General features: G+C 60.6%; 23 protein-coding genes. 10 read left to right on the top strand and 13 right to left on the bottom strand.

Annotated elements, in window-relative coordinates; all coding sequences use genetic code 11:
• Nucleotides 1-32: 32 nt before the first annotated feature.
• The 3 genes from PMA3_RS10860 to PMA3_RS10850 form a co-directional block, all read right to left on the bottom strand.
• Nucleotides 33-470, bottom strand: coding sequence for a DUF3995 domain-containing protein (locus tag PMA3_RS10860; RefSeq protein ID WP_064677145.1), 438 nt, complete (start codon nucleotides 468-470; stop codon nucleotides 33-35).
• Nucleotides 471-576: 106 nt separating this feature from the next.
• Nucleotides 577-1593, bottom strand: coding sequence for an ABC transporter substrate-binding protein (locus PMA3_RS10855; protein ID WP_064677144.1), 1017 nt, complete (start codon nucleotides 1591-1593; stop codon nucleotides 577-579).
• 113 nt (nucleotides 1594-1706) lie between these two features.
• Nucleotides 1707-2156, bottom strand: a complete 450-nt coding sequence (locus PMA3_RS10850; RefSeq protein WP_191626326.1) for a hypothetical protein — start codon at nucleotides 2154-2156, stop codon at nucleotides 1707-1709.
• Nucleotides 2157-2590: 434 nt separating this feature from the next.
• On the opposite strand from PMA3_RS10850, the gene PMA3_RS33050 reads away from it, so the two are divergent.
• From PMA3_RS33050 to PMA3_RS10840, 3 genes are all read left to right on the top strand, one after another.
• The gene (locus PMA3_RS33050) at nucleotides 2591-2839 is read left to right on the top strand and encodes a hypothetical protein (RefSeq protein ID WP_082930294.1); all 249 of its coding nucleotides are present in this window, start codon (nucleotides 2591-2593) and stop codon (nucleotides 2837-2839) included.
• Between the two features lie 157 nt (nucleotides 2840-2996).
• Nucleotides 2997-3227: a hypothetical protein gene (locus PMA3_RS10845; protein WP_064677143.1), complete on the top strand. Its 231-nt coding sequence runs from the start codon at nucleotides 2997-2999 to the stop codon at nucleotides 3225-3227.
• Nucleotides 3228-3357: 130 nt separating this feature from the next.
• Entirely contained in the window at nucleotides 3358-3597 is a 240-nt protein-coding gene (locus PMA3_RS10840; protein WP_064677142.1) for a DUF2789 domain-containing protein, read from the top strand.
• 8 nt (nucleotides 3598-3605) lie between these two features.
• Here PMA3_RS10840 and PMA3_RS10835 read toward each other — a convergent pair whose 3' ends face one another.
• The 3 genes from PMA3_RS10835 to PMA3_RS10825 all read right to left on the bottom strand — a co-directional run bounded on the left by PMA3_RS10835 (nucleotide 3606) and on the right by PMA3_RS10825 (nucleotide 6206).
• Complete coding sequence (locus PMA3_RS10835; RefSeq protein ID WP_064677141.1) at nucleotides 3606-3809, bottom strand: hypothetical protein; 204 nt, start codon at nucleotides 3807-3809, stop codon at nucleotides 3606-3608.
• A 161-nt stretch (nucleotides 3810-3970) separates the two neighbouring features.
• Entirely contained in the window at nucleotides 3971-5194 is a 1224-nt protein-coding gene (locus PMA3_RS10830) for a methyl-accepting chemotaxis protein (RefSeq protein WP_420848689.1), read from the bottom strand.
• Nucleotides 5195-5801: 607 nt separating this feature from the next.
• Complete coding sequence (locus tag PMA3_RS10825) at nucleotides 5802-6206, bottom strand: TraR/DksA family transcriptional regulator (protein WP_007907888.1); 405 nt, start codon at nucleotides 6204-6206, stop codon at nucleotides 5802-5804.
• A gap of 433 nt (nucleotides 6207-6639) precedes the next feature.
• On the opposite strand from PMA3_RS10825, the gene PMA3_RS10820 reads away from it, so the two are divergent.
• Nucleotides 6640-7251, top strand: a complete 612-nt coding sequence (locus PMA3_RS10820; protein ID WP_064677139.1) for a glutathione S-transferase family protein — start codon at nucleotides 6640-6642, stop codon at nucleotides 7249-7251.
• Between the two features lie 321 nt (nucleotides 7252-7572).
• Here the strand turns inward: PMA3_RS10820 and PMA3_RS10815 are convergent, their stop codons facing one another.
• Complete coding sequence (locus PMA3_RS10815; protein ID WP_064677138.1) at nucleotides 7573-8508, bottom strand: hypothetical protein; 936 nt, start codon at nucleotides 8506-8508, stop codon at nucleotides 7573-7575.
• A 398-nt stretch (nucleotides 8509-8906) separates the two neighbouring features.
• On the opposite strand from PMA3_RS10815, the gene PMA3_RS10810 reads away from it, so the two are divergent.
• On the top strand, nucleotides 8907-9590 hold the full coding sequence (locus tag PMA3_RS10810) for a response regulator transcription factor (RefSeq protein ID WP_064677137.1): 684 nt from the start codon (nucleotides 8907-8909) through the stop codon (nucleotides 9588-9590).
• Nucleotides 9568-10962, top strand: coding sequence for a sensor histidine kinase (locus tag PMA3_RS10805; RefSeq protein ID WP_064677136.1), 1395 nt, complete (start codon nucleotides 9568-9570; stop codon nucleotides 10960-10962). The genes PMA3_RS10810 and PMA3_RS10805 overlap by 23 nt, the downstream gene beginning before the upstream one ends.
• Before the next feature lie 135 nt (nucleotides 10963-11097).
• On the opposite strand, the gene PMA3_RS10800 is transcribed toward PMA3_RS10805, so the two are convergent.
• The 3 genes from PMA3_RS10800 to PMA3_RS10790 are packed head-to-tail and all read right to left on the bottom strand — an operon-like array spanning nucleotide 11098 to nucleotide 13352.
• On the bottom strand, nucleotides 11098-11508 hold the full coding sequence (locus tag PMA3_RS10800) for an SRPBCC family protein (protein WP_064677135.1): 411 nt from the start codon (nucleotides 11506-11508) through the stop codon (nucleotides 11098-11100).
• Between the two features lie 27 nt (nucleotides 11509-11535).
• Nucleotides 11536-12333, bottom strand: coding sequence for an SDR family NAD(P)-dependent oxidoreductase (locus PMA3_RS10795; RefSeq protein ID WP_064677134.1), 798 nt, complete (start codon nucleotides 12331-12333; stop codon nucleotides 11536-11538).
• A 2-nt stretch (nucleotides 12334-12335) separates the two neighbouring features.
• Complete coding sequence (locus PMA3_RS10790; protein WP_064677133.1) at nucleotides 12336-13352, bottom strand: aldo/keto reductase; 1017 nt, start codon at nucleotides 13350-13352, stop codon at nucleotides 12336-12338.
• A gap of 205 nt (nucleotides 13353-13557) precedes the next feature.
• Between PMA3_RS10790 and PMA3_RS10785 the strand changes: the two genes are divergently transcribed.
• From PMA3_RS10785 to PMA3_RS10775, 3 genes are all read left to right on the top strand, one after another.
• Entirely contained in the window at nucleotides 13558-14457 is a 900-nt protein-coding gene (locus PMA3_RS10785) for a LysR substrate-binding domain-containing protein (protein ID WP_064677132.1), read from the top strand.
• Nucleotides 14458-15083: 626 nt separating this feature from the next.
• A complete protein-coding gene (locus PMA3_RS10780; RefSeq protein ID WP_064677131.1) occupies nucleotides 15084-15443 on the top strand; it encodes a DUF6124 family protein in 360 nt (119 codons plus the stop codon).
• 184 nt (nucleotides 15444-15627) lie between these two features.
• Nucleotides 15628-16548 carry a LysR substrate-binding domain-containing protein gene (locus PMA3_RS10775; RefSeq protein ID WP_064677130.1) on the top strand — a complete coding sequence of 307 codons (921 nt, stop codon included), beginning with the start codon at nucleotides 15628-15630 and terminating at the stop codon, nucleotides 16546-16548.
• On the opposite strand, the gene PMA3_RS10770 is transcribed toward PMA3_RS10775, so the two are convergent.
• The 3 genes from PMA3_RS10770 to PMA3_RS10760 all read right to left on the bottom strand — a co-directional run bounded on the left by PMA3_RS10770 (nucleotide 16469) and on the right by PMA3_RS10760 (nucleotide 19606).
• On the bottom strand, nucleotides 16469-17065 hold the full coding sequence (locus PMA3_RS10770; protein ID WP_064677129.1) for a DinB family protein: 597 nt from the start codon (nucleotides 17063-17065) through the stop codon (nucleotides 16469-16471). The genes PMA3_RS10775 and PMA3_RS10770 overlap by 80 nt on opposite strands.
• 87 nt (nucleotides 17066-17152) lie before the next feature.
• Nucleotides 17153-18259, bottom strand: coding sequence for an NAD(P)/FAD-dependent oxidoreductase (locus tag PMA3_RS10765; protein ID WP_064677128.1), 1107 nt, complete (start codon nucleotides 18257-18259; stop codon nucleotides 17153-17155).
• 33 nt (nucleotides 18260-18292) lie between these two features.
• Complete coding sequence (locus PMA3_RS10760) at nucleotides 18293-19606, bottom strand: MFS transporter (RefSeq protein WP_064677127.1); 1314 nt, start codon at nucleotides 19604-19606, stop codon at nucleotides 18293-18295.
• A gap of 254 nt (nucleotides 19607-19860) precedes the next feature.
• On the opposite strand from PMA3_RS10760, the gene PMA3_RS10755 reads away from it, so the two are divergent.
• Entirely contained in the window at nucleotides 19861-21027 is a 1167-nt protein-coding gene (locus PMA3_RS10755; protein ID WP_064677126.1) for an iron-containing alcohol dehydrogenase, read from the top strand.
• Nucleotides 21028-21039: the final 12 nt, after the last annotated feature.

Here is a 21039-nt window from a genome sequence, read left to right as displayed (position 1 = left end):
GTCTGGCCTCTTCGCGAGCAAGTCGGGGCAACTCAGATCCAGGCCACTGCCAACAATCCGGCCCCCAACACCACGCACAACGGCGAATAAGCCCAGGTATCCAACCGGGCAAACCGCGAATCCTTGACCTGCTTGAAGAACCCCAGCAGATTCGAATCGCCGATGGCCCGAGCGAACACCAGCATCGCGATGGCGCTGATCACCCATTGCAGCGACCAATGATGCACCCGGGGCAGATACAGCCCGACCCGCAGGCACACCAGCATCGCGATCAGCAGCAAGCCGACCGCCACCAGCAGCGTGGCAAAGCCAGAAGGCTTGAACGCCGGCCTGGATTCCCCGCCGCCCTCCCCGGGCACTCGGGGCACTGCGGCCTCGCTGCCCAACTTGCCCCCCGCCGCCCAGTACAGGTGGATCAGGCTGATCAACAGGAAGATGGCAGCCATCCATTGCGCAATAATCAGGCTCATGTTCAGACGTCCAGCGTAAAATGTCGCAGCAGGATGAACTTCCTTGAACGATTTTGTAAGGGCATTCGAGATCGACGGCGGTAAAGCTGCTCTGAGCCTCACCCCATCATTTCAACTCTGCAGCCACTTTATCCGCCACATCCTCGGGCACCCACGCCCGCCACACCTCCGGATACGCCTTCATGAACGCCTCCGCCGCCTGCCGTGGCGGGGTGTGTTTTTCACTCATCTCGGCCAACGCCTTGTTCAACGGATCGATCGGGAAATCAACCTTGCTGAAAAACTCGGCAATCTGCGGATACTGTTTCTGGAAGGGCGTGGACACGCCGATGGACAGCTTCGAGGCCAGCGAGCGCGTCGGTTTCGGGTTCGGATGATCGGCGTCGGTCAGGGTTTTCCAGGCTTCGGCATCGAATGGCGGCTCTTGCAGTTGAATCAGCTTGAAGCGCCCAAGCAATGGCGTCGGCGACCAGTAATAGAACAGGACCGGCTTGCCGCGGCGAATCGATGAACTGATCTCCGCATCCAGTGCCGCCCCCGAGCCGCTGCGAAAATTCACATAGCTGTCATCCAGGCCGTACGCCTTGAGCTTCTGTTTGTTGACCACTTCCGAGGTCCAGCCGATCGGGCTGTTGAGGAATCGCCCCTTGCCCGGGGTTTCCGGGTCGCTGAACACGCCCTTGTATTTGGGCAGGTCGCTGACACTGCGCAGGTCCGGCGCCAGCGGCTTGATGCCTTTGGCCGGGTCGCCCTTGATCACATACTCCGGCACCCACCAGCCTTCGGTGGCGCCCTTGACCGTGTCGCCCAGACTCACCACTTTGCCTTCGGCCTCGGCCTTGACCCACACCGGACTGCGACCGGCCCATTCCTCACCAATCACCTGGATATCATTATTGGCCAGGGCGGTTTCCAGGGTGATGGTCGTCCCCGGCAAGGTATCGGTCGGCAAACCATAGCCCTTCTCGACGATGATCCGCAGGATGTCGGTGATCAGGCTGCCGCTTTCCCAGTTCAGGTCGGCAAAATGGATCGGCGCCTGGGCAGCGATCACCGGAACGGGTGAAGCCAACACACCGAACGCGACCAGGGTGGCGGCCAGCAGCCGTCGAAATCCGTTCATGGTTTTGCACCTCGCGCTGTTCACAGCAATGGCAGGATGGCCTGGCAGAAGACCGCAAAGCCTCTGAATACTCAGTCAACTGACTGTAGTAGAGGTTCCTGCTTTCGAGAGCCTTACTCGCTGGCCTTGAAGGTCACCAGTTCACCCTTGCGCCACGTGGCAGCCTTGCGGGTAACGGCCTTGAGGGTCTTGGTCAGGCCTTCCTGCAACTGTTGATGGGCAGCGAACACCATCACCACGCTGTGACCTTCCTTGAACAGGATCCCGTGGCCATCGGCGCTGGTCACGTAGGCGTAATCGCCCAACCCATACACCGTCAGTTTGATTTCGCGGAACTTGATGTCCAGCTTGCCGCCTTCGCGACTGGGCAGTACGGCGGCGCTGAAATGATCGCCGACCTTGAGTTTGAGCCCTGGCTTGTCGTCCACCACCAGCGCTGACTCGGTATCGATTTCGGCAATGTAAATGCCTTCAGCGTTCTGTTCGGTGATGTAAACGAAACGTGACTGAAACTGTTTAACCAGTTTTGCGCGCAAATCACCCAACACGAACAAGGCATGCATATCGAGATTACTTACTGCCAAGGAAACATCCCCACATCTGAAAATGATGCCGCACACGGAAAAAGCGCACAGCAGAAAAAAAAGCGGCAATGCCGAGGGTTTAGCCAAATGGCCCGGTTGAAATCCTGAGGACGAGCGAAGCGCTCGTCTTCGGCGAGGCGAGAGAAGACTACTGGAATGTCACTCGCGCCGCCCTGCCTGTCGTTCGTCAGAGGTTGAAGGAAAACGCCCTGCTGACGGCCAGAAAAACCGGATTACTAACTTTAGGGAAAAAACGCTAAAAAAAAAGCACTTTTCTTACATATCACCAGCAAAAAATTGCTTTAGATAACCATCAATCACTCACCAATGATGGTGATTCTAGAGCAGCGATGCTCATCCAGACTACTCAAAACGCAGTACACACGTCGGCAAAACAACGAAAAGGACTTCCCATGTGCACACTGACTCACTTCGCCCAACCTCAGCCATCCTGCAAAAGCGGGCTCAAACCCCGACACCCGGCTGTGTTCCAGCCCCACGGCTTCCCCGCGCCAGACCTTGTCGCGCCGCGGTTCCAAGTGGTTCTGGCGGGTAACGCCTTCTTCCATATCAAGGAAATCTCAACGGGCCATGTAAGAGGTTTCCGCGGCGACCATAACGAAGCCTGCGCCCTCGCCCGCTCCCTTGAGTCGCGTAGTTGACGTCTGCGACCTTCAGCCCTATAGACGTTTCGTCATGCCGGCGACTTAACTCAGCCGCCGGCAGGCAACTACTGCCATACTGGCCGACCAGACGAACCGCATCCCCAGGGCGGGCGGCGTTCGACACACCATAATATTTCCAAGGGAAGGCGGCTACGTGACGGAATTTGATATCGGTGAATTTTTTATCCGGGGCGAAGCCAGAGAAGTCGAAGGCGAATTCCAGGCAGTCATTATCATGCGCGCCAAACCACCACTGACCACCGTGACCTATCACCAGGTCGAGAAAGATCGCTGGTTCAAGACCTCCGACGTCGCCGCGATCGCAGCCCAGGATGCCGCCAAGGCCCTGAAGCTTGCCGTCGATGAAGGCGCCTTGAAAGCCTGATCGCCGGTTTGCAGTCTATGCTCATTCCTGCTTTCGAACATCGCTATCGAACTCCTGAAGCGCGGCTCCCTCAGATGCAATGAAGCCGCACCTCAGATCTCGCATCCGCGTGACCAGCAAGGAGATGAAGATGGATTCACCTACGCATGACTTGAAAGGCTTGTTCGACCAGCTCGGCCTGGACTCCACCGAGAAGGCCATCGACGATTTCATCGCCAGCCATTCGCCGCTGGCCGATGATAAGAAACTCATCGATGCCGAGTTCTGGACGCCGCAGCAAGCCGGCTTCCTGAAAGAGCAATTGCGCGAAGACGCGGATTGGGCGCGGGTGGTCGACGACCTCAACCTGCGCATGCACCAGGTACACTAGCCGCCGGTTCAATGCAGGCTGTCGGGTGTTCCGGCGTTCAATTGCGCCAGCCAGACAGCCCTGCACGCCTGCGCCTCTTCGCGACTGGAGAATGCCGTCCCGCGGCGTTCACCATCGAGCAGTACCACCCAGCAGACACTTTGGCCCATCGCACGCAAGCTGGCGGGCACACCGCTGCCAATCATGACAGCCACATCGACTCTGCACTGCATTGCTGACCCCTCGAATTTCATTAGCAACCTAACTATGTAGGCATGTTAACGAGTTCATTTCCGGGGAAACAGCAACGCTGTCGTACAGCTTCGTTACTCAAACTGTAACAATAAACACTTGTAGGAGCGAGCTTGCTCCTACAAAGGCAGCATACGTGTTCTCAGCGAGGGCTCTGCGGCTTGTAGCCCAGACGCAGTCCACCCCAATGCCGGCCCTTGAGCATGATCGGTACCGAAAGATCATGCATCAGCTCACCGGTGTCGCGGGTATAGGTCTGCAGCAGCACGGCCTGTTGATGGCTGCCACAGCGGATCCCGGTGCGGTCGGCGAACTTGCGCTTGGTACGGTTTTGCAGGCTGTCGACCTGGGCATCCCCGGTAAGCGCCTGGCTGAATACGTTGTTATGGGTCGGCACGTAGCCCTGCTGCGTGCAGGCTATGGCGAATACCAGCCCCTCATGGCCTTTCAACAACGGTTCCTGTATGGCCGGCAACACCTGATCGGTGTAGCGATCGAAGCGGGTCTGGAACTTGGCCGGGCGGGTGCCGGGAATCGTCTGGTAGTTGCGATCGAACAGGTCGTCGAGGCTGATCCGGCCCTCGTCGATATCCGCTTCGAAACGCAGCGCAATCTGTTTCGCGCCTTCACGGGCCAGGTCATAAATGCGCTGGTGATAGTCATCCAGCCCGACTTCGGCGAGGCGCTCGCTGATGCTTTCGGCCTGACCTTCCATTTGCACGGCCGCCTTGGCCAGGCGCTGGGTCTGCTCGTCGCTCATCGCCAGGTCGCTGCGCATCTGCTCGATGGCATGGAACAGGCTGTCCAGTTGCTCGCGGTTGGTGTCCGTGCCCTTGGCGATATCCCCGACCTGGCTTTCGACGCCCGCCGCCAGACGCGCGATATTTTGCAGATGCTGCCCCGTATGCTCGACCTGTTCGACGCCACTGTCGAGATCGATGGACAGTTGGCGGATCTGCTCCACCACTTGCGCGGTACGTTGCTGGATATCGGCGACCATCTCCCCGACTTCGCCGGTCGCCGTCGCCGTGCGCGCCGCCAGACCGCGAACCTCATCGGCCACCACCGCAAAACCACGACCGTGCTCCCCGGCCCGCGCCGCTTCGATGGCAGCATTCAAGGCCAGCAGATTGGTCTGGCTGGCGATGGACTGGATCACCAGGGTCACCCGCTGGATATCGTCGCTGCGCAGGCTCAGGGCTTCGATCAGCTCCCGGCTATTGTTGGCGCGCTGACTGAGTTGGTGCATGCGGGCGATGGACTCGATCAGCTCCGTACGCCCTGCCGCACTGCTTCGGTGAGCCTCGCTGGCAGCGCTGAGGGCCTGCCGGCTGAGGGTCGAGGTGGCTTGTTCGGTGACGATCATCACTTCGGCGCTGCTGACAATCTGCGCCGCGGCACTGAGCTGCGACTGCAGTTTCTCGGCCAGTTGCTTGACCGAATAGGCCACGCCGGCGGCGGACAGTGCGTTATGGCTGGTGGTATAGGACAGGTCGCGAGTCAACCCGGCGATGGCGTCGCCGTTGTCGGCAGGGGCTTGAGGGATCGGGCGCGAGCGCAGGCGCGGCAGCCAGATAATCAGCACGGCCAATGGCAGGCCGAGGTAGAGCGACCAGCCGCCCAGGGCCATGCCACACAAGAGGAGCATCAGGGCGATGCTTTGCAGGGTGGGCGTCAGCCACTGGTTTTTCGGCAGAAGTACGGCTGCAGGCACCGCCGCGGCCAGAGACCCGTCTCGCGTCATCGTTGTCACCCCAGGTGTCTTCTGATTGTTGTGTCCGCATTAAACGCCACCACTGGGCCATTATCCATGGTCCATTAGTAGTGGGCGTTGCAGCAGATCAATAGAAGTGCGCGGGGTTTTTCGAAGACGTCGAAAAGCATCGCGGGCAAGCCCGCTCCCACAAGGTTGCATTGAACCTGTGGGAGCGGGCTTGCCCGCGATGGGGGCGCTACTGAATCGCGCTACTGAATCAGGCCTGACGCTGGTGCTTGTCGATCTGCTCGTGACGCTCTTGAGCTTCGATGCAGTACTTGGTGGTCGGGCTGATCAGCAGGCGCTTGAGGCCAATGGCCTCGCCGCTGTCGTCGCACCAGCCGAAGCTGTCTTCCTTGATGCGTTCCAGCGCCTGTTCCAACTGAGGCAGCATGCGCTGGTCGCGATCGATCGCGTTCACCAGCCAGGTGCGCTCTTCTTCGACAGAAGCAGCGTCAGCCGGGTCGGCCGGGGTGTCCAGGCTCTCGATGGCGATGCGGTTCTGTTCAATGCGCTCATGGGTTTCGACTTTCATGTTCTGCAACAGCTCGGAGAAAAAAGCATGTTGCTCGGCATTCATGTAGTCATCCGCCGGCATGGCCAGCAACTTGTCCTTTGTCATTGATATCTCTATAAAAAAACGTGCATTAAGGCGAATTAGGGAGCGTTCCGGCGGACCTCGGTCGGTCCTCGGAAAGGCGCCAATTGTTCCAAGCGCCACCCGGCACTCAATTTACGAGGGGCGGCAGTCTAAGGCCGACTTGAGGCCTCAGCAACTGAAAAGACAGCGAATTCGTCCGACAAAGCCCCGAAAGTGCTATATGGCAGGCTATGCGGTGGTTATCGGAGTGCGTTTATAGCAAGAAATTCCATCGAGCGGCTGTATAGAGAAGACAAACGGCTGCGCCACGCGAGTCAGGCGTGGCACATTTATGCGGTTTGCATGCGTTTGAGAGCTTGAATTTACGCGGGCCGCCTTCACACCCTACGGTTGCAGTGCGCTGACGCTAAGCTAAGGATGTCCATCGCGCAATGGCCATCGAAGGAGAGGTTCAATGAAATTGATCGGCATGCTGGATTCGCCCTATGTGCGGCGCGTCGCCATTTCTGCCAAATGCCTGGGAATAGACCTGGAACATCAGGCGGTCTCGGTGTTTCGGCACTTCGAGCAATTCCGCCAGATCAACCCGGTGGTCAAGGCGCCGACGCTGGTGCTGGATGACGGTGAAGTGTTGATGGATTCGACGCTGATCATCGAATACCTCGAAGCCTTGGCCGCCCCTGGGAAGAGTTTGATGCCGGGCGGCCTCGATCAACGACTGCGCGCGTTGCGCCTGATCGGTCTGGGGTTGGTGGCCTGCGAGAAATCCGTGCAGATTTACTACGAACGCACGCTGCGGCCGGCTCATGTTCAATTCGAACCCTGGGTGGAACGGGTCGAAGAACAATTGGCGGCGGCCTATTCGGTACTGGAGCGGGAGCTGGAGAAGCAGCCGCTGAAAACCGACGGCTCGATTGCTCAGGACGGGATTACCCTGGCGGTGGCCTGGAGTTTTACCAACCTGGTGGTGCCGGAACAGGTGGAGGTCGGGCGGTTTCCACGGATCAGTGAATTTACCGAATATGCCGAGGGGCTGCGGGTGTTTGCCGATACGCCGATCGAGTAGGCAGATCTGTTGTGTCTGGTCTGGCGCCTTCGTCGGAACGCCGCCCGGAGCAAGCTCGCTCCCACATTTGATCTGTGGCGTGCACAAACTCATGTTCACCACAGATCCACTGTAGGAGCGAGCTTGCTCGCGATGACGGACTACTAGTCACCTCAATGTAACTAACAGCCGGTTCAAATAAAAACGCCGCTTCCACCAGAGGCAGAAGCGGCAGAGGCACAAGCCTCAGAAATATCAGGTAAACAGAGCGATCAGGATGATGATCGGAATAGGTATGCCGAGAAAGAACAGCAGTAATGAGCGCATGGAAGTTCTCCTGGGTTAACGAACAGGGACTGAAGTGGTGGTGACGTAGGCGTCGGTTTCAAGATACTCGACTGCATCCCGACGACGACCACCGAACGTTGCACAAAAGCTGGCGAAAAACGCGCCGATCAACAGGGCAATGAACATCCACAGCGAGGTCATCGCGGCCACCTTCGCAGCCGTATCGGCAGCTTGCTGGGCAGCCAGTTTGGCGTCGGCGACGGCTTTCTGGGTGCGGGCATAAACCTCATCGACACGACGCTCAGCATCCGCTTGAGTGAGGTTTGTCCGCTGGGCAACGAGTTGCGCCAGATAGGTGCGGTCTTCAGCAGACAGTTGACCGTCGCTCAGGCTGCGCACGAAGATGCGGGTCACGGTGCCGCGGACTGCCTCATCGCTGGTGGCGGCCGGGGTATCGGCGCGGAACAGACTGTCGATGAAGTAGCCGTACTGATCACTGTCGGTATTGCCGGCAGCCGTGCCGGCCGCTTGCGTAGCGGCATTGACGGCACCACCGGCTACACTCGCCCCGGCCTGCACCCCGCCACTGACAATACCGCTGACCGAACCGACCAGCAGTGTCGCGGTCACCAGGGTTGCCACGCACCAGGCCAGGAAGCCATGGGCCGTGTCCCGGAAGTAAACCTCGTCACCGTGCATGTTCGCCCACTTCACCCGCAAACGACCGGCAATATAACCACCCAGTCCCGAGGCAATGATTTGTGTGACGGCAAGCCAGACGATCGTGGAGATGCCCAGGCCCTTGGCACTCATGCCTTCATTGGCCCAGGGCGACACCGCGGAAAAACCCAGGCCGAAGCCCAGAAGCACCAGAATCAGCGACAATGCGGCCGCCGCCGCGGCACCGGCGAAAATGGCACCCCAGGACACGCCCGAGCGCGAGCTCGATTCGTATTCGCCAGGATAGAAACCATCAGGGGATCTATTCATTGTTTTATCGCTCCAGGCAGAAAGATGGTGTTACAACTCTTCGAATGAAGAAGTGCAGCCACCGTGCCAGTCGCGAATTCTAAAAAAGTCGTTTAATTTCAAAGAATTATAAAGATTGAACTTCCAATGGCCATGCAATTTGCAAGGAAACGGTAATAGCAGCGGGTTTTATGCATTGCCTATTTGCGTTTGTAACGCTTGTTGCCGCTGGGCGTCAGGCATTAGATCCCGCCTCGAGGGCCCGTACAAAATGAGCCGGTGCCACATGTGCAACCTTCGTCGCTCTGCAGGCTCCAGCCAAGCCCATAAAGCAACATGAAAGTTAATTTAAAAAGTCGGCGGCATTTCTTGGCAAAATGCTCACACATTTGCCATGAACCCATTATCAGGCCCGCCCTATGACCCGCATCCTGACCATCGAAGACGACGCCGTGACCGCCCGGGAAATCGTCGCTGAATTGAGCAGCCACGGCCTCGACGTGGATTGGGTCGACAATGGCCGCGAAGGTCTGGCGCGCGCGGTCAGCGGCGACTACGACCTGATCACCCTCGACCGCATGCTGCCCGAGCTCGATGGGCTGGCGATAGTCACCACCCTGCGGACCATGGGTGTGGCCACGCCTATCCTGATGATCAGCGCCCTCTCCGATGTCGACGAGCGGGTGCGCGGTTTGCGCGCCGGGGGGGACGATTACCTGACCAAACCCTTCGCCACCGATGAGATGGCCGCCCGGGTCGAAGTGCTGCTGCGCCGACAGAACACCGTGACCGCCCAGGCCACCACACTGCGGGTCGCGGACCTGGAACTGAACCTGATCAGCCACGAAGCCAGCCGCGACGGCCAGTTGCTGACCTTGTTGCCCACCGAGTACAAGCTGCTGGAATTCCTGATGCGCAACACCGGGCAGATCCTGTCGCGGATGATGATTTTCGAAGAGGTCTGGGGTTACCACTTCGATCCCGGCACCAACCTGATCGACGTGCATATCGGCCGTCTGCGCAAGAAGATCGACCCGCCCGGCAATGTCCCACTGATTCGGACCGTGCGAGGCTCGGGCTATGTCATTGCCGAACCCCTCTAAAGGCTGGCGCTCTTCCAGCAGCCGGTTGCTGGCGCTCTACAGTTCGCTGTTCGTGCTCTGGAGCGGGATGCTCATGGGGGTCATGTACTACGAGGTGTCCGCTTACCTGGACAACCTGGCCAAGCACTCGCTGATGCAGCGTCAGCATTTGTTTTCGCGTTTTTCCGGTGAACAACTGGTCGACGCCCTCACCGTCAGCATGACCTTCGACATTCCCGGCCTCGACGCTTATGGCCTGTTCGATGAACAGCACCGTTACCTCAGCGGTGCCCTGCGCCATATCCCCAAGGGATTGCCGCTGGACGGCAAGATTCACATGCTCGGCGACTGCGCCGACTCCGACGACCCGACCCTGCCCAACGACAGTTGCGACGCCGTCGCGACCCAGGCCGTGGACGGTCGCTGGCTGGTACTGCTGCGGGATAACGGCTCGCTGTTTGCCGTGACCCGGATCATTCTCCATGCCTTGTTCTGGGGCATGACCCTGACCATTGTCCCGGGCATCGTCGGTTGGCACCTGTTGCGCCGCCGGCCTCTGCGGCGTATTCGCGGGATCCAGGCCAGCGCCGAAGCGATAGTCGCCGGCGACCTGACCCGACGCTTGCCGCTGTCCAGTCGCCGCGATGAACTGGACATGCTGGCGGCCATCGTCAACGCCATGCTCGAGCGTATCGAGCGCTTGATGAACGAGGTCAAGGGCGTGTGCGACAACATTGCCCATGACCTGCGCACGCCGCTGACCCGCTTGCGCGCGCAGTTGTACCGCATGCAGCAAGAGGCGGGCGAAGGGTCCCGGGAGGCGACGCAACTGGAATCAGTGCTGGCCGAGGCCGACACCTTGATGGCGCGTTTTCGCGGATTGCTACGCATTTCCGAGCTGGAAGACCGGCAACGGCGTTCCGGTTTCGTGCAGCTGGATCCGCTGCCGTTGTTGCAGGAACTGCACGAGTTTTACCTGCCGTTGGCGGAAGAAGGCGAGCTGGGTTTCCAGCTGCAATTACCTGAGTCATTGCCGCCATTGAATGGGGATCGGGCGTTGCTGTTTGAAGCGGTGGCGAACCTGCTGAGCAACTCGATCAAATTCACACCACCCGGTGGCCAGGTGATTTTGCGCGGGGTCAATGAAGGTGGGCATACACGGATCGAGGTACTCGACTCGGGGCCCGGAATTCCCGAGAGCGAACGCGAAGCGGTGTTTCAGCGCTTTTATCGTGCCGAGGGCGGCAATCAGCAAAACGGCTTCGGGCTGGGGCTATCGATCGTGGCGGCGATTGTCAGCCTGCATGGGTTTACGCTGGAGGTGGGGAGCAGTGAATCGGGTGGTGCACGGTTGGTAGTCGATTGCCGACAGAGCCTGATCCCCCAGGCATGACCCAATCTCCCTGACAACCAGGCGTCCCTTGTGGGAGCGGGCTTGCTCGCGAAGGCGGTGTGTCAATAAAAATGATATCGACTGACACGACGCCTTCGCGAGCAAGCCCGCTCCCACAGGGGATTTGTGGTGTTGTCAGGCTGGGTAGTTAGCCCTTAATGCCTCCAGCCCACCCTGATAAATCCCGGTAAACAACGCCACCACTTCCTCATCACTCACACCCACCGGCGCAAACTGCCCGGACCAGGTCACCCGCGCCCCCTGCCCTTGCGCTTCAACACGGATAGTCGCCAGATAGTCAGTCGCCGGAAACGGCGCCTGTAAAATCGAGTAGCTGTACGTCTTCGCCGCGTCATCAAACGCCTGAAGCCGCTCCACCACCACCGCCCCATCCGCCGTTTGCAGACTGCGCACCCGCCCGCCGTCACTTAGCTCGCTTTGGGGAATGAATGGCAGCCAATCCGGCAGCGAGTTGAAGCCGCCGATCAATTGCCAGACCTGATCGGCCGAAGCCGGGATATCGATAAATGCTGATGCAGTTGCCATGTACTGTTCTCTCTTAATCAGTAAGGTTCAGATCGCCATGCTGTCGACGACACCACCGTCGACTCGAAGGGCCGCGCCAGTGGTGGCCGAGGATAGCGGCGAAGCGATATAGGCCACCAGGTTCGCCACTTCCTCGACATTCGCCACGCGCTGGATGATCGATGTCGGCCGCGACTTTTGCACAAAGGCGTCGGCTTCTTCCTGAACACTGCGACCGGACGCGGCAATGGCATCCTTGAGCATCAGCTCCACGCCGTCGGTCAACGTCGGGCCCGGCAGGATTGCATTGACCGTCACCCCAGTGCCGGCCAGCCGTTTGGCCAGTCCGTGGGACACCGCCAGGTTGGCGCTTTTGGTCACCCCATAGTTGAGCATGTCCGCGGGGATCGCGATCCCGGATTCCGAAGACAGGAATATCACCCGCCCCCAGCCCTGTTTGACCATGTCCGGCACGTAATGCCGGGACAGGCGTACCCCGGAGATCACGTTGACCTCATAGAAGCGCGTCCACTCGCTATCGGGCGTGTCGAAGAAATCCACCGCGTCGTAGATCCCCAGGTTGTTCACCAGAATGTCTGCCCGTGGTTCGGCGGCGAACAGTTTTTCCGCGCCTTCAGCCGTACCGAGGTCGGCCGTCAGCCCGCGCAGCTGCGCACCGGGCACCTGCTGGCGAATGCTCGCCAGCGCCTGCTCGACCTTGGCCGTGTCGCGGCCGATCACCACCACCGTGGCACCGGACTCGGCCAGTGCCTTGCTGATGCCCAGGCCAATGCCGGCGGTGCTGCCGCTGACGATGGCCAGTTTTCCAGTCAGATCGATTTTCATGCTCAAGCTCCTGTAATGGGCAAGGGTGCGCGCTCGGAGACCAGCTTCGCCTCGCGCATCGCCTGCCAGAACGCTGCAGGGATCACCGCTGACAACGCGGCGACATCTTCGGCAATCCGGTCCGGGCGACTGGAACCTGGAATCACCGCCGCCACCGCCGGGTTCGCCAGGGAGAACTGCAACGCCGCCGCCTTGATGTCGACACCGTGGGCCGCAGCGATGCGTTTGATCTGCTCGACTTTATTGACGATCGCCGGGCTGGCCTTCTGGTACTCGAAGTGCGCGCCGCCCGCCAAAATGCCCGAGCTGTACGGTCCACCGACCACGATCTCGACGTTCTGCGCCAGCGCCGCGTCCATCAAACGCTGCAACGCACGGTCATGATCGAGCAACGTGTAGCGCCCCGCCAGCAGAAAACCGTCCGGTTGCGCTTCGGTCAGATCAAGGGTCAGCTCGCACGGTTCGACCTTGTTCACGCCCAGGCCCCAGCCCTTGATCACCCCTTCTTCGCGCAAACGGGTCAGCACCTTGAACGCGCCGGTTCGGGCCTGATTGAAATATTCGAGCCATTGATCGCCGTAGAAGTCCTGGGCGATGTCATGCACCCAGACGATGTCCAGGCGATCGGTTTGCAGGCGCTTGAGGCTGTCTTCGATCGAACGCAGGGTCGCGTCGGCGCTGTAGTCGTTGACGATCTTGTTCGGGCGACCGTGTTCGAACACCCCGCTCTTCTCGCCTAGATCCCGGGCCGAGGCGTCTTCGACTTCATCGAGAATCACCCGACCGACCTTGCTGCTCAGAACATAGTCGTCGCGGTTGTACTGGGCCAGCGCGGCGCCCAGGCGAATCTCCGACAGGCCAGAACCGTAAAACGGCGCGGTGTCGAAATAACGCACGCCGACATCCCAGGCGGCGTGCACGGTGGCCATCGCCTCTTCTTCAGGAATGGCGCGGAACATGTTGCCCAAGGGTGCGGTACCAAAACCCAGGGTGCCGGGCAGTTTGTCTTTCAAGCTCATAAGTGAATCCTCTTGGATATGCAGGAGCCGGCCTGGCGAAAACGCTGGAACAGTCGCAACAATGACTACTGGACGATCCGCTATCTCCAGCAAGCCGACTCCCGCAAAACGGTTTGTGTTGCGTTGCCGATGAGCAAATCCTAGATTGCGAGCATCGGACCGTCCAAGACATAATGTGCAGCACTTGAGTCCCCAGAGGTCTGAAATGATCGACATCCGCCAATTGCGCTACTTCGTCGCCGTCGCCGAAGAAGAACACGTCGGTCGCGCCGCCGAACGCCTGCACATTTCCCAGTCGCCCCTGAGTCGGCAGATCGCCCAGCTTGAGGAACGCCTGGGGTTGACCCTGTTCGAACGCAGTCAGCAGCGCATCCGCCTGACCCGCGACGGCCAGACCTTCCTCGCCGAAACCCGCGCCCTGCTGACCCACGCCAACCGCCTGGAATCCCTCGGCAAACGCCTGGGGCGCGGCGAAGAAGGCGGCCTGTGCATCGGCTACATCGAAAACGCCATGCATGCCGGGGTGCTGCCAAACGCTTTGCGGGTGTTGCGGGTCGACCGGCCGAACGTGCACGTCGCGCTGTACAACCTGAGTTCCGCCGAACAACTCGAAGGCCTGCGACAGCGTAGTCTCGATATCGCCCTGGTCAGTGAGCCGCCCGTCGCCGATGATCCGGACCTGCTGGGTTTTCAGGTGCTGGACGACCCGATGCTGCTGGCGTTGCCCGAGCATCATCCTTTGGCGCAGCAGACAACCTTGACCCCGGCCGACCTGGCCGATCAGGAATGGATCGGCGTGCAACACCGCCAGAACTGCGCCAGCCGCGAAGACTTCGTCAGCGCCTGCATCCGCGCCGGGTTCACCCCGGACATCCGCATGGAAGCCACCGAACCTTTCACCGCGCTGGGGCTGGTGGCATCGGGGCTGGGGATCGCGATGATCCAGAAAGGCCTGAGCCGCAATGCGCCACCGGGGGTGGTGCTGCGGGAAGTGCCGTGGATTTCCTTCACCACACCACTGTGGGCGGCGTGGCACCGGATCAACCTGCGGCCCTTGGTCGAGACGTTCAGGAAGGTGCTGACAGAACCGGGTCCTGCAACATAAAAACGGATGGATTATCCACCTGATACCTGTCAGGTCAGCACAATCCCTGTGGGAGCGGGCTTGCCCGCGAAGAGGGAGTGTCAGGCGACAACAATGTTGTGTCGGACACGGACCTGTGGGAGCGAGCCTGCTCGCGATTGCGATGTGCCAGACAACATTGATGTCGCCTGACACTCCGCATTCGCGAGCAGGCTCGCTCCCACAGGTCCGTGGTATCCGGCAGATGTATTTGTGCCGCGAAATCCGTGAATTAAACACCGACCAGCGGCACTTGTTTAAACGCCCTTCAGGTTACTTCACGAAAGCTACAGCTTCTTGCGCCGTTGCCTACAGTTACGCCAGAATCCGCCGGCTTGTGCGCCTTGGGGCCGCTCGGTAACTTGATGCCCGTCACTGCCCATCAGTGATCGGGTTTCGCAGCCTGGGTAAACTCTAGACGCACAACGTCTACCGTCCGTGAGCAGACGCTTTATCAGGTCTGTCACTCATGTCATGGCGGCTGTGCGTGGGAGACTTTCGGGTCTGCCGGGTTCCTAGAGTCCTGGTCTGCGAACCCGCGTACAGTTGCCACCTTTTTTTCGTTTCGCAGCGACTGGTGGCAGCTCCAATTCTCTAGGAGTTCCACCATGTTCAAGGTCACCCCAAATCCCCCGGACACCGATCCAGCATCCCCCAACGAAAACCTCGATTCAAAACTCCACGAAGCGACCGACGAAGGCCTCGATTTCCCCTACAACACAGCCGCCGACATCAACGCCACCCCGCGCACACCCGGCACCATGTTCATCGTCAATCCGCAGCTTGATACTGAAACCCTGCTGGCCCATGCCTGCGAATCGCTGGCCTCGGCCAACGTCATGGCCATGGACCTGGCGGACCATATGGATGGACCGAGCCGCAACTCCCTGTTGGGCATAGCGCAAGTCATCATGCTGGGCGAGCTGGCGGTGAACCGGGCACTGGATCAACTCGATCCACCCGAGTAAACGCAGCCCCTGTAGGAGCCAGCTTGCCGGCGAAGAGGGAATGTCAGTTGGCATCGCCATTGCCTGACACACCGTTTTCGCCGGCAAGCCGGTCTCGCTCCCACAGCCCCCTCCTCGCCACAGTAAGCCCTCACAGGGGATTGGTGCTTTACTAAAAGATACAAGCCCCAGCGAGCCCCCCACCATGAACCGCAACGACCTGCGCCGCGTGGACATGAACCTGCTGGTGATTTTCGAAACCCTGATGTTCGAAAAAAACCTGACCCGCGCCGGGGAAAAGCTGTTCCTCGGCCAGCCCGCCGTCAGTGCCTCGCTGGCCAAGCTGCGCGATCTGTTCGACGACCCGCTGCTGGTGCGTAACGGCCGCATACTGGAACCGACCCAGCGCGCGTTGCAGATTCTCAAGGAGCTGCAGCCGGCAATGGACACCATCTCCGGGGCGGTCAGCCGGGCCAAGGATTTCGACCCGTCCACCAGCCGCGATGTGTTTCGCATTGGCCTGTCCGACGACGCCGAGTTCGGCCTGTTTCCACCGTTGCTCAAGCAGATGCGCGAGGAGGCGCAGAACGTGGTGGTGGTGGTGCGTCGGGTGAATTACCTGCTGATGTCGTCGATGCTCGCCTCCGGGGAAATTTCCGTCGGCATCAGCTACACCACGGAACTGCCGGCCAACGCCAAGCGCAAGAAGCTGCGGGACCTGAGCGTCAAGATCCTGCGCGGCGACAGCCGTCCCGGCACCTTGACCCTGGATGACTATTGCGAACGCCCCCATGCGCTGGTGTCGTTCTCCGGGGATCTGACCGGTGCCATCGACAACGACCTGGCCCGTATCGGCCGTTCGCGCCGGGTGGTGCTGGCGGTGCCGCAGTTTGCCGGCCTGCGTGCGTTGCTCGCAGGCACCGATATGCTCGCCACAGTGCCGGACTACGCCGCGTGCGCGTTGATCGAGGGCAGCAGCCAGTTGCGGGCCGACGACCCGCCGTTTGAAATCAACCTGTCCGAACTGTCCATGGTCTGGAACGGGGTCAACGATAACGATCCGGCAGAACGCTGGTTGCGCTCGAAAATTGTACAGCACATGGCCGCGCCATCGCCGGCGCAGTAAACGATCGCAAGGGCACCGGTTCGTACTCGCGCAAATACACCGGCATGTCCGTGACCGGTGGCATGGCTGGAATCTCGAAATACATCTGCACCACCCAGCCGCGGTGATAGCTGGCGTGATTGACCACATGCAGCAGCATCGCGCCGGCGCTCATGGTGCCGCTTTCGCCCGAGACAAAGCTGAACTCGACGGGTTGGTCCAGCGATTCATCGGTCTGGCGTTCGCTCCAGTCGCAGTACCAGTGATCGATGTCCTTCTGCGCCACGCGCAGCTCGGCCAGATCGGGGTGCAGCAGATCGTGTGAGGTCTTGAAGCCGTGCCCTCGGCCCTCGAGGTGGGCCTGCCAGATGCAGTCCACGACGTAGATGTGGTTCAGGGTGCCGATCATGTTCTTGAATACCGAGACCCGATCTTTATTGACCTCACCTGGCGGCAGGGAGGCCAGGCTGTCGAAGAGGCGTTGATCGGCCCAGCGTTTGTAATCGGCAAGCATGCGGGCAGTGCGTGCGTTGATCATCAGAGGTCTCCCACTTCAATGGGCGCATTGCAAAGCATAGCCCTCATCGACGAACGGCAGCGCAAACGCTGATCATCGGTACACCCGTTACCGCGCCAGTATCGCCTGCACCCGCTCGGCCAGTGCCAGGCAACTGGTCAGGCCCGGCGATTCGATCCCGAACAGGTTCACCAGCCCCGGCACGCCATGTTCGAGCGGGCCACTGATGACGAAGTCGGCGGCCGGTTCGGTTGGGCCACAGATTTTCGGACGGATGCCGCTGTAGGCCGGTTGCAGGCTGTCATCGGGCAAGGCCGGCCAGTAACGCCGGATGGCCTCGTAGAAGCCATGCACCCGGTTCGGGTCGACGCGGTAATCGACCTGATCGACCCACTCGACGTCCGGCCCGAAGCGCGCCTGTCCACCCAGGTCCAGGGTCATGTGCACACCCAGCCCCGCACTTTCCGGGGCCGGATAGACCAGGTGCCGGAACGGCGCCCGGCCGCTGAAACTGAAGTAGCTGCCCTTGCACAGGCGCGCTTGAGGAACGTGTTGCAATGGCAAACCTTCGATCCGGCTCGCCACCTCGGGCGCGGACAATCCGGCGCAATTGATCAGCTCCCGGCAGCTCAAGGTCATCGGCTCGGCGCCGCCCATGTGCAACTCGAAACCTTGCCCGGTGCAACGGGCCGATGCCAACGGCGTGTGAAAGGCCACCGATGCTCCGCTGGCCTCGGCATCGGCCTGCAGCGCCAGCATCAGGGCGTGAGAGTCGACAATCCCGGTGGAAGGCGACCAGAGCGCGGCGACGCAAGACACCGCCGGCTCAAGCGCCCGCGCCTGACCGGCGTCCAGCCATTGCAGATCCTGGACGCCATTGCGCCGCCCCTGCTCCAGCAACCTCTGCAAGGCTGCGCACTGGCTATCATCGGTGGCCACGATCAGCTTGCCGAGCCGCCGATAATCGACACCTCGCTCATCGCAAAAGGCGTACAGGCGTTGCTTGCCCTCCACGCACAACTGCGCCTTGAGGCTGCCGCTGGGGTAATAGATCCCGGCGTGGATCACCTCGGAATTGCGCGAACTGATGCCCACCCCAATGCCCTCGCCCGCCTCGACCAGGACCACTTCCCGTCCGCTGCGGGCCAGGGCCCTGGCCACCGCCAGCCCGACCACCCCGGCCCCGACCACCACGCATTCGATATCGACGCTCACCGGCGCTTTATCCCTGTCAAAACCCTGCTCATATCAGGTCAGCCCCCGCTCCCGGTAATCGATCAGGCTGGAGAATATCGCCAGCAACAGGGCCATGACCACGAAGAAAATCAGCACCAGGAAATACGAACCGGTGAACTGCACGATCAACCCGATCATGATCGGCACGATGACCCCGGCCATGTTCCCGCAAAAGTTCATGGTGCCGGCGAGCACGCCGGTTTTCGAGGTGCCGCCGAGGATCGACGGAATGCACCAGTACATGCCGCACCAGCGAATGAAAAACATCGCCACACAGAGCAGGCCGATCGCCTTGCTCGCCTCGCTGGCATAAGCCACCGCCAGCATGCACACCGCCGCCACCAGTGCCGAGCCGCTGAACATGCTGCGCATCACCAGGTTGGGCGAGGCGCCGCTGGACTTCCATTTGTCCCCCAGGTAACCGCCGACCAGTTCACCGACGAAGCCGCACATGAAGATCAGGAAGGTCGCACCGCCCATGCTCGAAATGTTCAGGCCGTGGGTCTGGTGCAGGTAGCTCGGCATCCAGGTCAGCAGACCATAGAACACGCTGAGGATGCAGCAGTAGCCGGCGAACATCGCCAGCACCGAGCGATCTTTGAGCAGCTCCTTGAGCGGGATGCTGGTCACGGCGCCGGGTTGACTGACGGTGCTGTTGCCCGCGGTGATGTGCGCCAGTTCCGCGGCATTGACGCCGGGGTGTTCACTGGGGTGATTGCGAATGTATTTCCAGGCCAGCACACCGGCGAGCATGGTGCCGACACCGGCGATCACGAAGGCGATGCGCCAGGAGTCGAACCAGCCGATCAGGCCCGCGATGATGATCGCGCCAAAAGCACTGCCCAGCGGTGCGCCGCCGTCCACCAGCACCGCGCCGCGTCCGCGTTCGTTGGGGGTCAGCCAGGCGCCATTGAGCTTGGCCCCGGCGGGCATGATCGGCGATTCGGCGATGCCCAGGCCCATGCGCGTGATCAGCAGGGTGATCCAGTTGTGCGCACCGGCGGCCAGGGCCTGGAACGCACCCCAGGCCACCGTCGCGATGACAATCACCCGCCGCGTCTGAAAGCGATCCAGCAGCATGCCGCCGGGAATCTGCATCAAGGCGTAGGACCAGAAAAACGCACTGAGCATCAGCCCTTCCAGCGCCGGCGGGATCTGGAACTCGGCGGAAATCAGCGGCAAGGCCACCGACAGCGAGGCGCGGTCGATGTAGTTGATGGCGGTCAGCAGCAGCATGATGAGGAAGATTCGCCAGCGCACGCTGGTGGGACGCTCGGTTGCGGACGCGGCTGTCAGCCGCAGTGTTTCGGCACTCGGATTGTTCATGAAGGGCGCTCTTGTTGTTGTGGATGCAAGCGGCCCCACTCTAGTTACGCGCCCGACAGCTGAATAATGAGGGGATCTGATTGGGGGATCACTGAATGTCATCCCCCCAAAAGATCGGAATGTTCCGGGGTAACGGCCCGCCGTCCAGGCTAGACGGGGGATGACAAAGGGTGATCACCGGATCAGACCTTTTCATTATCGGGCGTCTGCGGCGCTTATTAGTGTTTGCGCACCAATAAGTACCGGAGAAACCCATGAACCCCTTTCAGTTTTACTTCCCCACGACCTTGAAGAGCGGTAACGGCCTGGTGCGTCAGGCCGGTGCATTGCTCAAGCCCCATGTGCGCAGAAAACTGCTGGTAGTCACCGATCAGGGGCTGATCGCATCGGGCGTGCTGGAAGGCTTTTTTGCCTCGCTGGCCGAAAGCGAAGTCAGCTACGAAGTGTTTTCCGGGGTCGAGCCCAACCCCACCACCGATGTGCTGGAGCGCGCCGTGGCGTTCCTGAAAAACCATGACTGCGATTCGGTGATCGGTGTCGGCGGCGGCAGCAGCATCGACACCGCCAAGGGGGTCGCGGCCATGGCCACCAACCCCGGCAACATCCTCGACTACGAAGGCTACGACAAGCTGCTGCAGCCACCGTTGCCGATCTTCGCGATACCGACCACCTCCGGCACTGGCAGCGAATGCACCGCCTCTACGGTGTTCACCAACACCAAGACCCTGTTCAAGACGGTGATCATCAGCCCGGCGCTGTTTCCAACACTGGCGATTCTCGATGCCGAACTGACCCTGAAGTTGCCGCCGTCGATCACCGCCGCCACGGGCATGGACGCCTTGACCCATGCCATCGAATCCTACGTCTCCAAGCAAGCCAACCCGGTCAGCCAGGCCCTGGCCCTGCAAGCGATCAAGATGATCTGCACGCATCTGCCAAAAGCGTTTTTCAGCGGCTCGGACTTGCACGCCCGGGAACAGATGCTGCTCGGTTCGTTCCTGGCCGGGGTGGCGTTCGCTCAATCGAAGCTGGGCAACGTGCATGCGATCTCCCACACCTTCGGCGGGGTGTTCAACATTCCCCATGGCATCGCCAACGCCACGCTGCTGCCCTACGTCATCGAATACAACCTGGCGGCCTGCCCGGAGCTTTTTCGCGAGATCGCCATCGCCATGGGCGAGAACGTCGACGGCCTGAGCCCGGCCCGCGCCGGGCACAAAGTCATGGAACACGTGGTGGCGCTGAACCAGGCCATCGGCATCCCCGGCAACATCAAGGACCTGGGCGTGGATCTGGACTACATGCCGCAGATGCTCAGCGACTCGATGCGCAGCGGCAACGTGCTGGTCAACCCGCGCCTGACCACCGCCGCCGACATCGAACGGATCATCAGCAACGCTTTCCACGGCATTCATTCCTGAGAGAACACATCC

It is taken from the genome of Pseudomonas silesiensis (genome assembly GCF_001661075.1).
GTDB classification, from domain to species: domain Bacteria; phylum Pseudomonadota; class Gammaproteobacteria; order Pseudomonadales; family Pseudomonadaceae; genus Aquipseudomonas; species Aquipseudomonas silesiensis.
The sequence above is the reverse complement of the archived record's forward strand: the minus strand, read 5'-3'. Positions and strand labels throughout refer to the sequence as shown.

Coding starts and splice junctions, on each gene's coding strand:
- PMA3_RS10860 (WP_064677145.1), bottom strand. CDS start 470: ATGAGCCTGATTATTGCGCAATGGATGGCTGCCATCTTCCTGTTGATC.
- PMA3_RS10855 (WP_064677144.1), bottom strand. CDS start 1,593: ATGAACGGATTTCGACGGCTGCTGGCCGCCACCCTGGTCGCGTTCGGT.
- PMA3_RS10850 (WP_191626326.1), bottom strand. CDS start 2,156: ATGCATGCCTTGTTCGTGTTGGGTGATTTGCGCGCAAAACTGGTTAAA.
- PMA3_RS33050 (WP_082930294.1), top strand. CDS start 2,591: ATGTGCACACTGACTCACTTCGCCCAACCTCAGCCATCCTGCAAAAGC.
- PMA3_RS10840 (WP_064677142.1), top strand. CDS start 3,358: ATGGATTCACCTACGCATGACTTGAAAGGCTTGTTCGACCAGCTCGGC.
- PMA3_RS10835 (WP_064677141.1), bottom strand. CDS start 3,809: ATGCAGTGCAGAGTCGATGTGGCTGTCATGATTGGCAGCGGTGTGCCC.
- PMA3_RS10830 (WP_420848689.1), bottom strand. CDS start 5,194: ATGATCGTCACCGAACAAGCCACCTCGACCCTCAGCCGGCAGGCCCTC.
- PMA3_RS10825 (WP_007907888.1), bottom strand. CDS start 6,206: ATGACAAAGGACAAGTTGCTGGCCATGCCGGCGGATGACTACATGAAT.
- PMA3_RS10820 (WP_064677139.1), top strand. CDS start 6,640: ATGAAATTGATCGGCATGCTGGATTCGCCCTATGTGCGGCGCGTCGCC.
- PMA3_RS10815 (WP_064677138.1), bottom strand. CDS start 8,508: ATGAATAGATCCCCTGATGGTTTCTATCCTGGCGAATACGAATCGAGC.
- PMA3_RS10810 (WP_064677137.1), top strand. CDS start 8,907: ATGACCCGCATCCTGACCATCGAAGACGACGCCGTGACCGCCCGGGAA.
- PMA3_RS10805 (WP_064677136.1), top strand. CDS start 9,568: ATGTCATTGCCGAACCCCTCTAAAGGCTGGCGCTCTTCCAGCAGCCGG.
- PMA3_RS10800 (WP_064677135.1), bottom strand. CDS start 11,508: ATGGCAACTGCATCAGCATTTATCGATATCCCGGCTTCGGCCGATCAG.
- PMA3_RS10795 (WP_064677134.1), bottom strand. CDS start 12,333: ATGAAAATCGATCTGACTGGAAAACTGGCCATCGTCAGCGGCAGCACC.
- PMA3_RS10790 (WP_064677133.1), bottom strand. CDS start 13,352: ATGAGCTTGAAAGACAAACTGCCCGGCACCCTGGGTTTTGGTACCGCA.
- PMA3_RS10785 (WP_064677132.1), top strand. CDS start 13,558: ATGATCGACATCCGCCAATTGCGCTACTTCGTCGCCGTCGCCGAAGAA.
- PMA3_RS10780 (WP_064677131.1), top strand. CDS start 15,084: ATGTTCAAGGTCACCCCAAATCCCCCGGACACCGATCCAGCATCCCCC.
- PMA3_RS10775 (WP_064677130.1), top strand. CDS start 15,628: ATGAACCGCAACGACCTGCGCCGCGTGGACATGAACCTGCTGGTGATT.
- PMA3_RS10770 (WP_064677129.1), bottom strand. CDS start 17,065: ATGATCAACGCACGCACTGCCCGCATGCTTGCCGATTACAAACGCTGG.
- PMA3_RS10760 (WP_064677127.1), bottom strand. CDS start 19,606: ATGAACAATCCGAGTGCCGAAACACTGCGGCTGACAGCCGCGTCCGCA.
- PMA3_RS10755 (WP_064677126.1), top strand. CDS start 19,861: ATGAACCCCTTTCAGTTTTACTTCCCCACGACCTTGAAGAGCGGTAAC.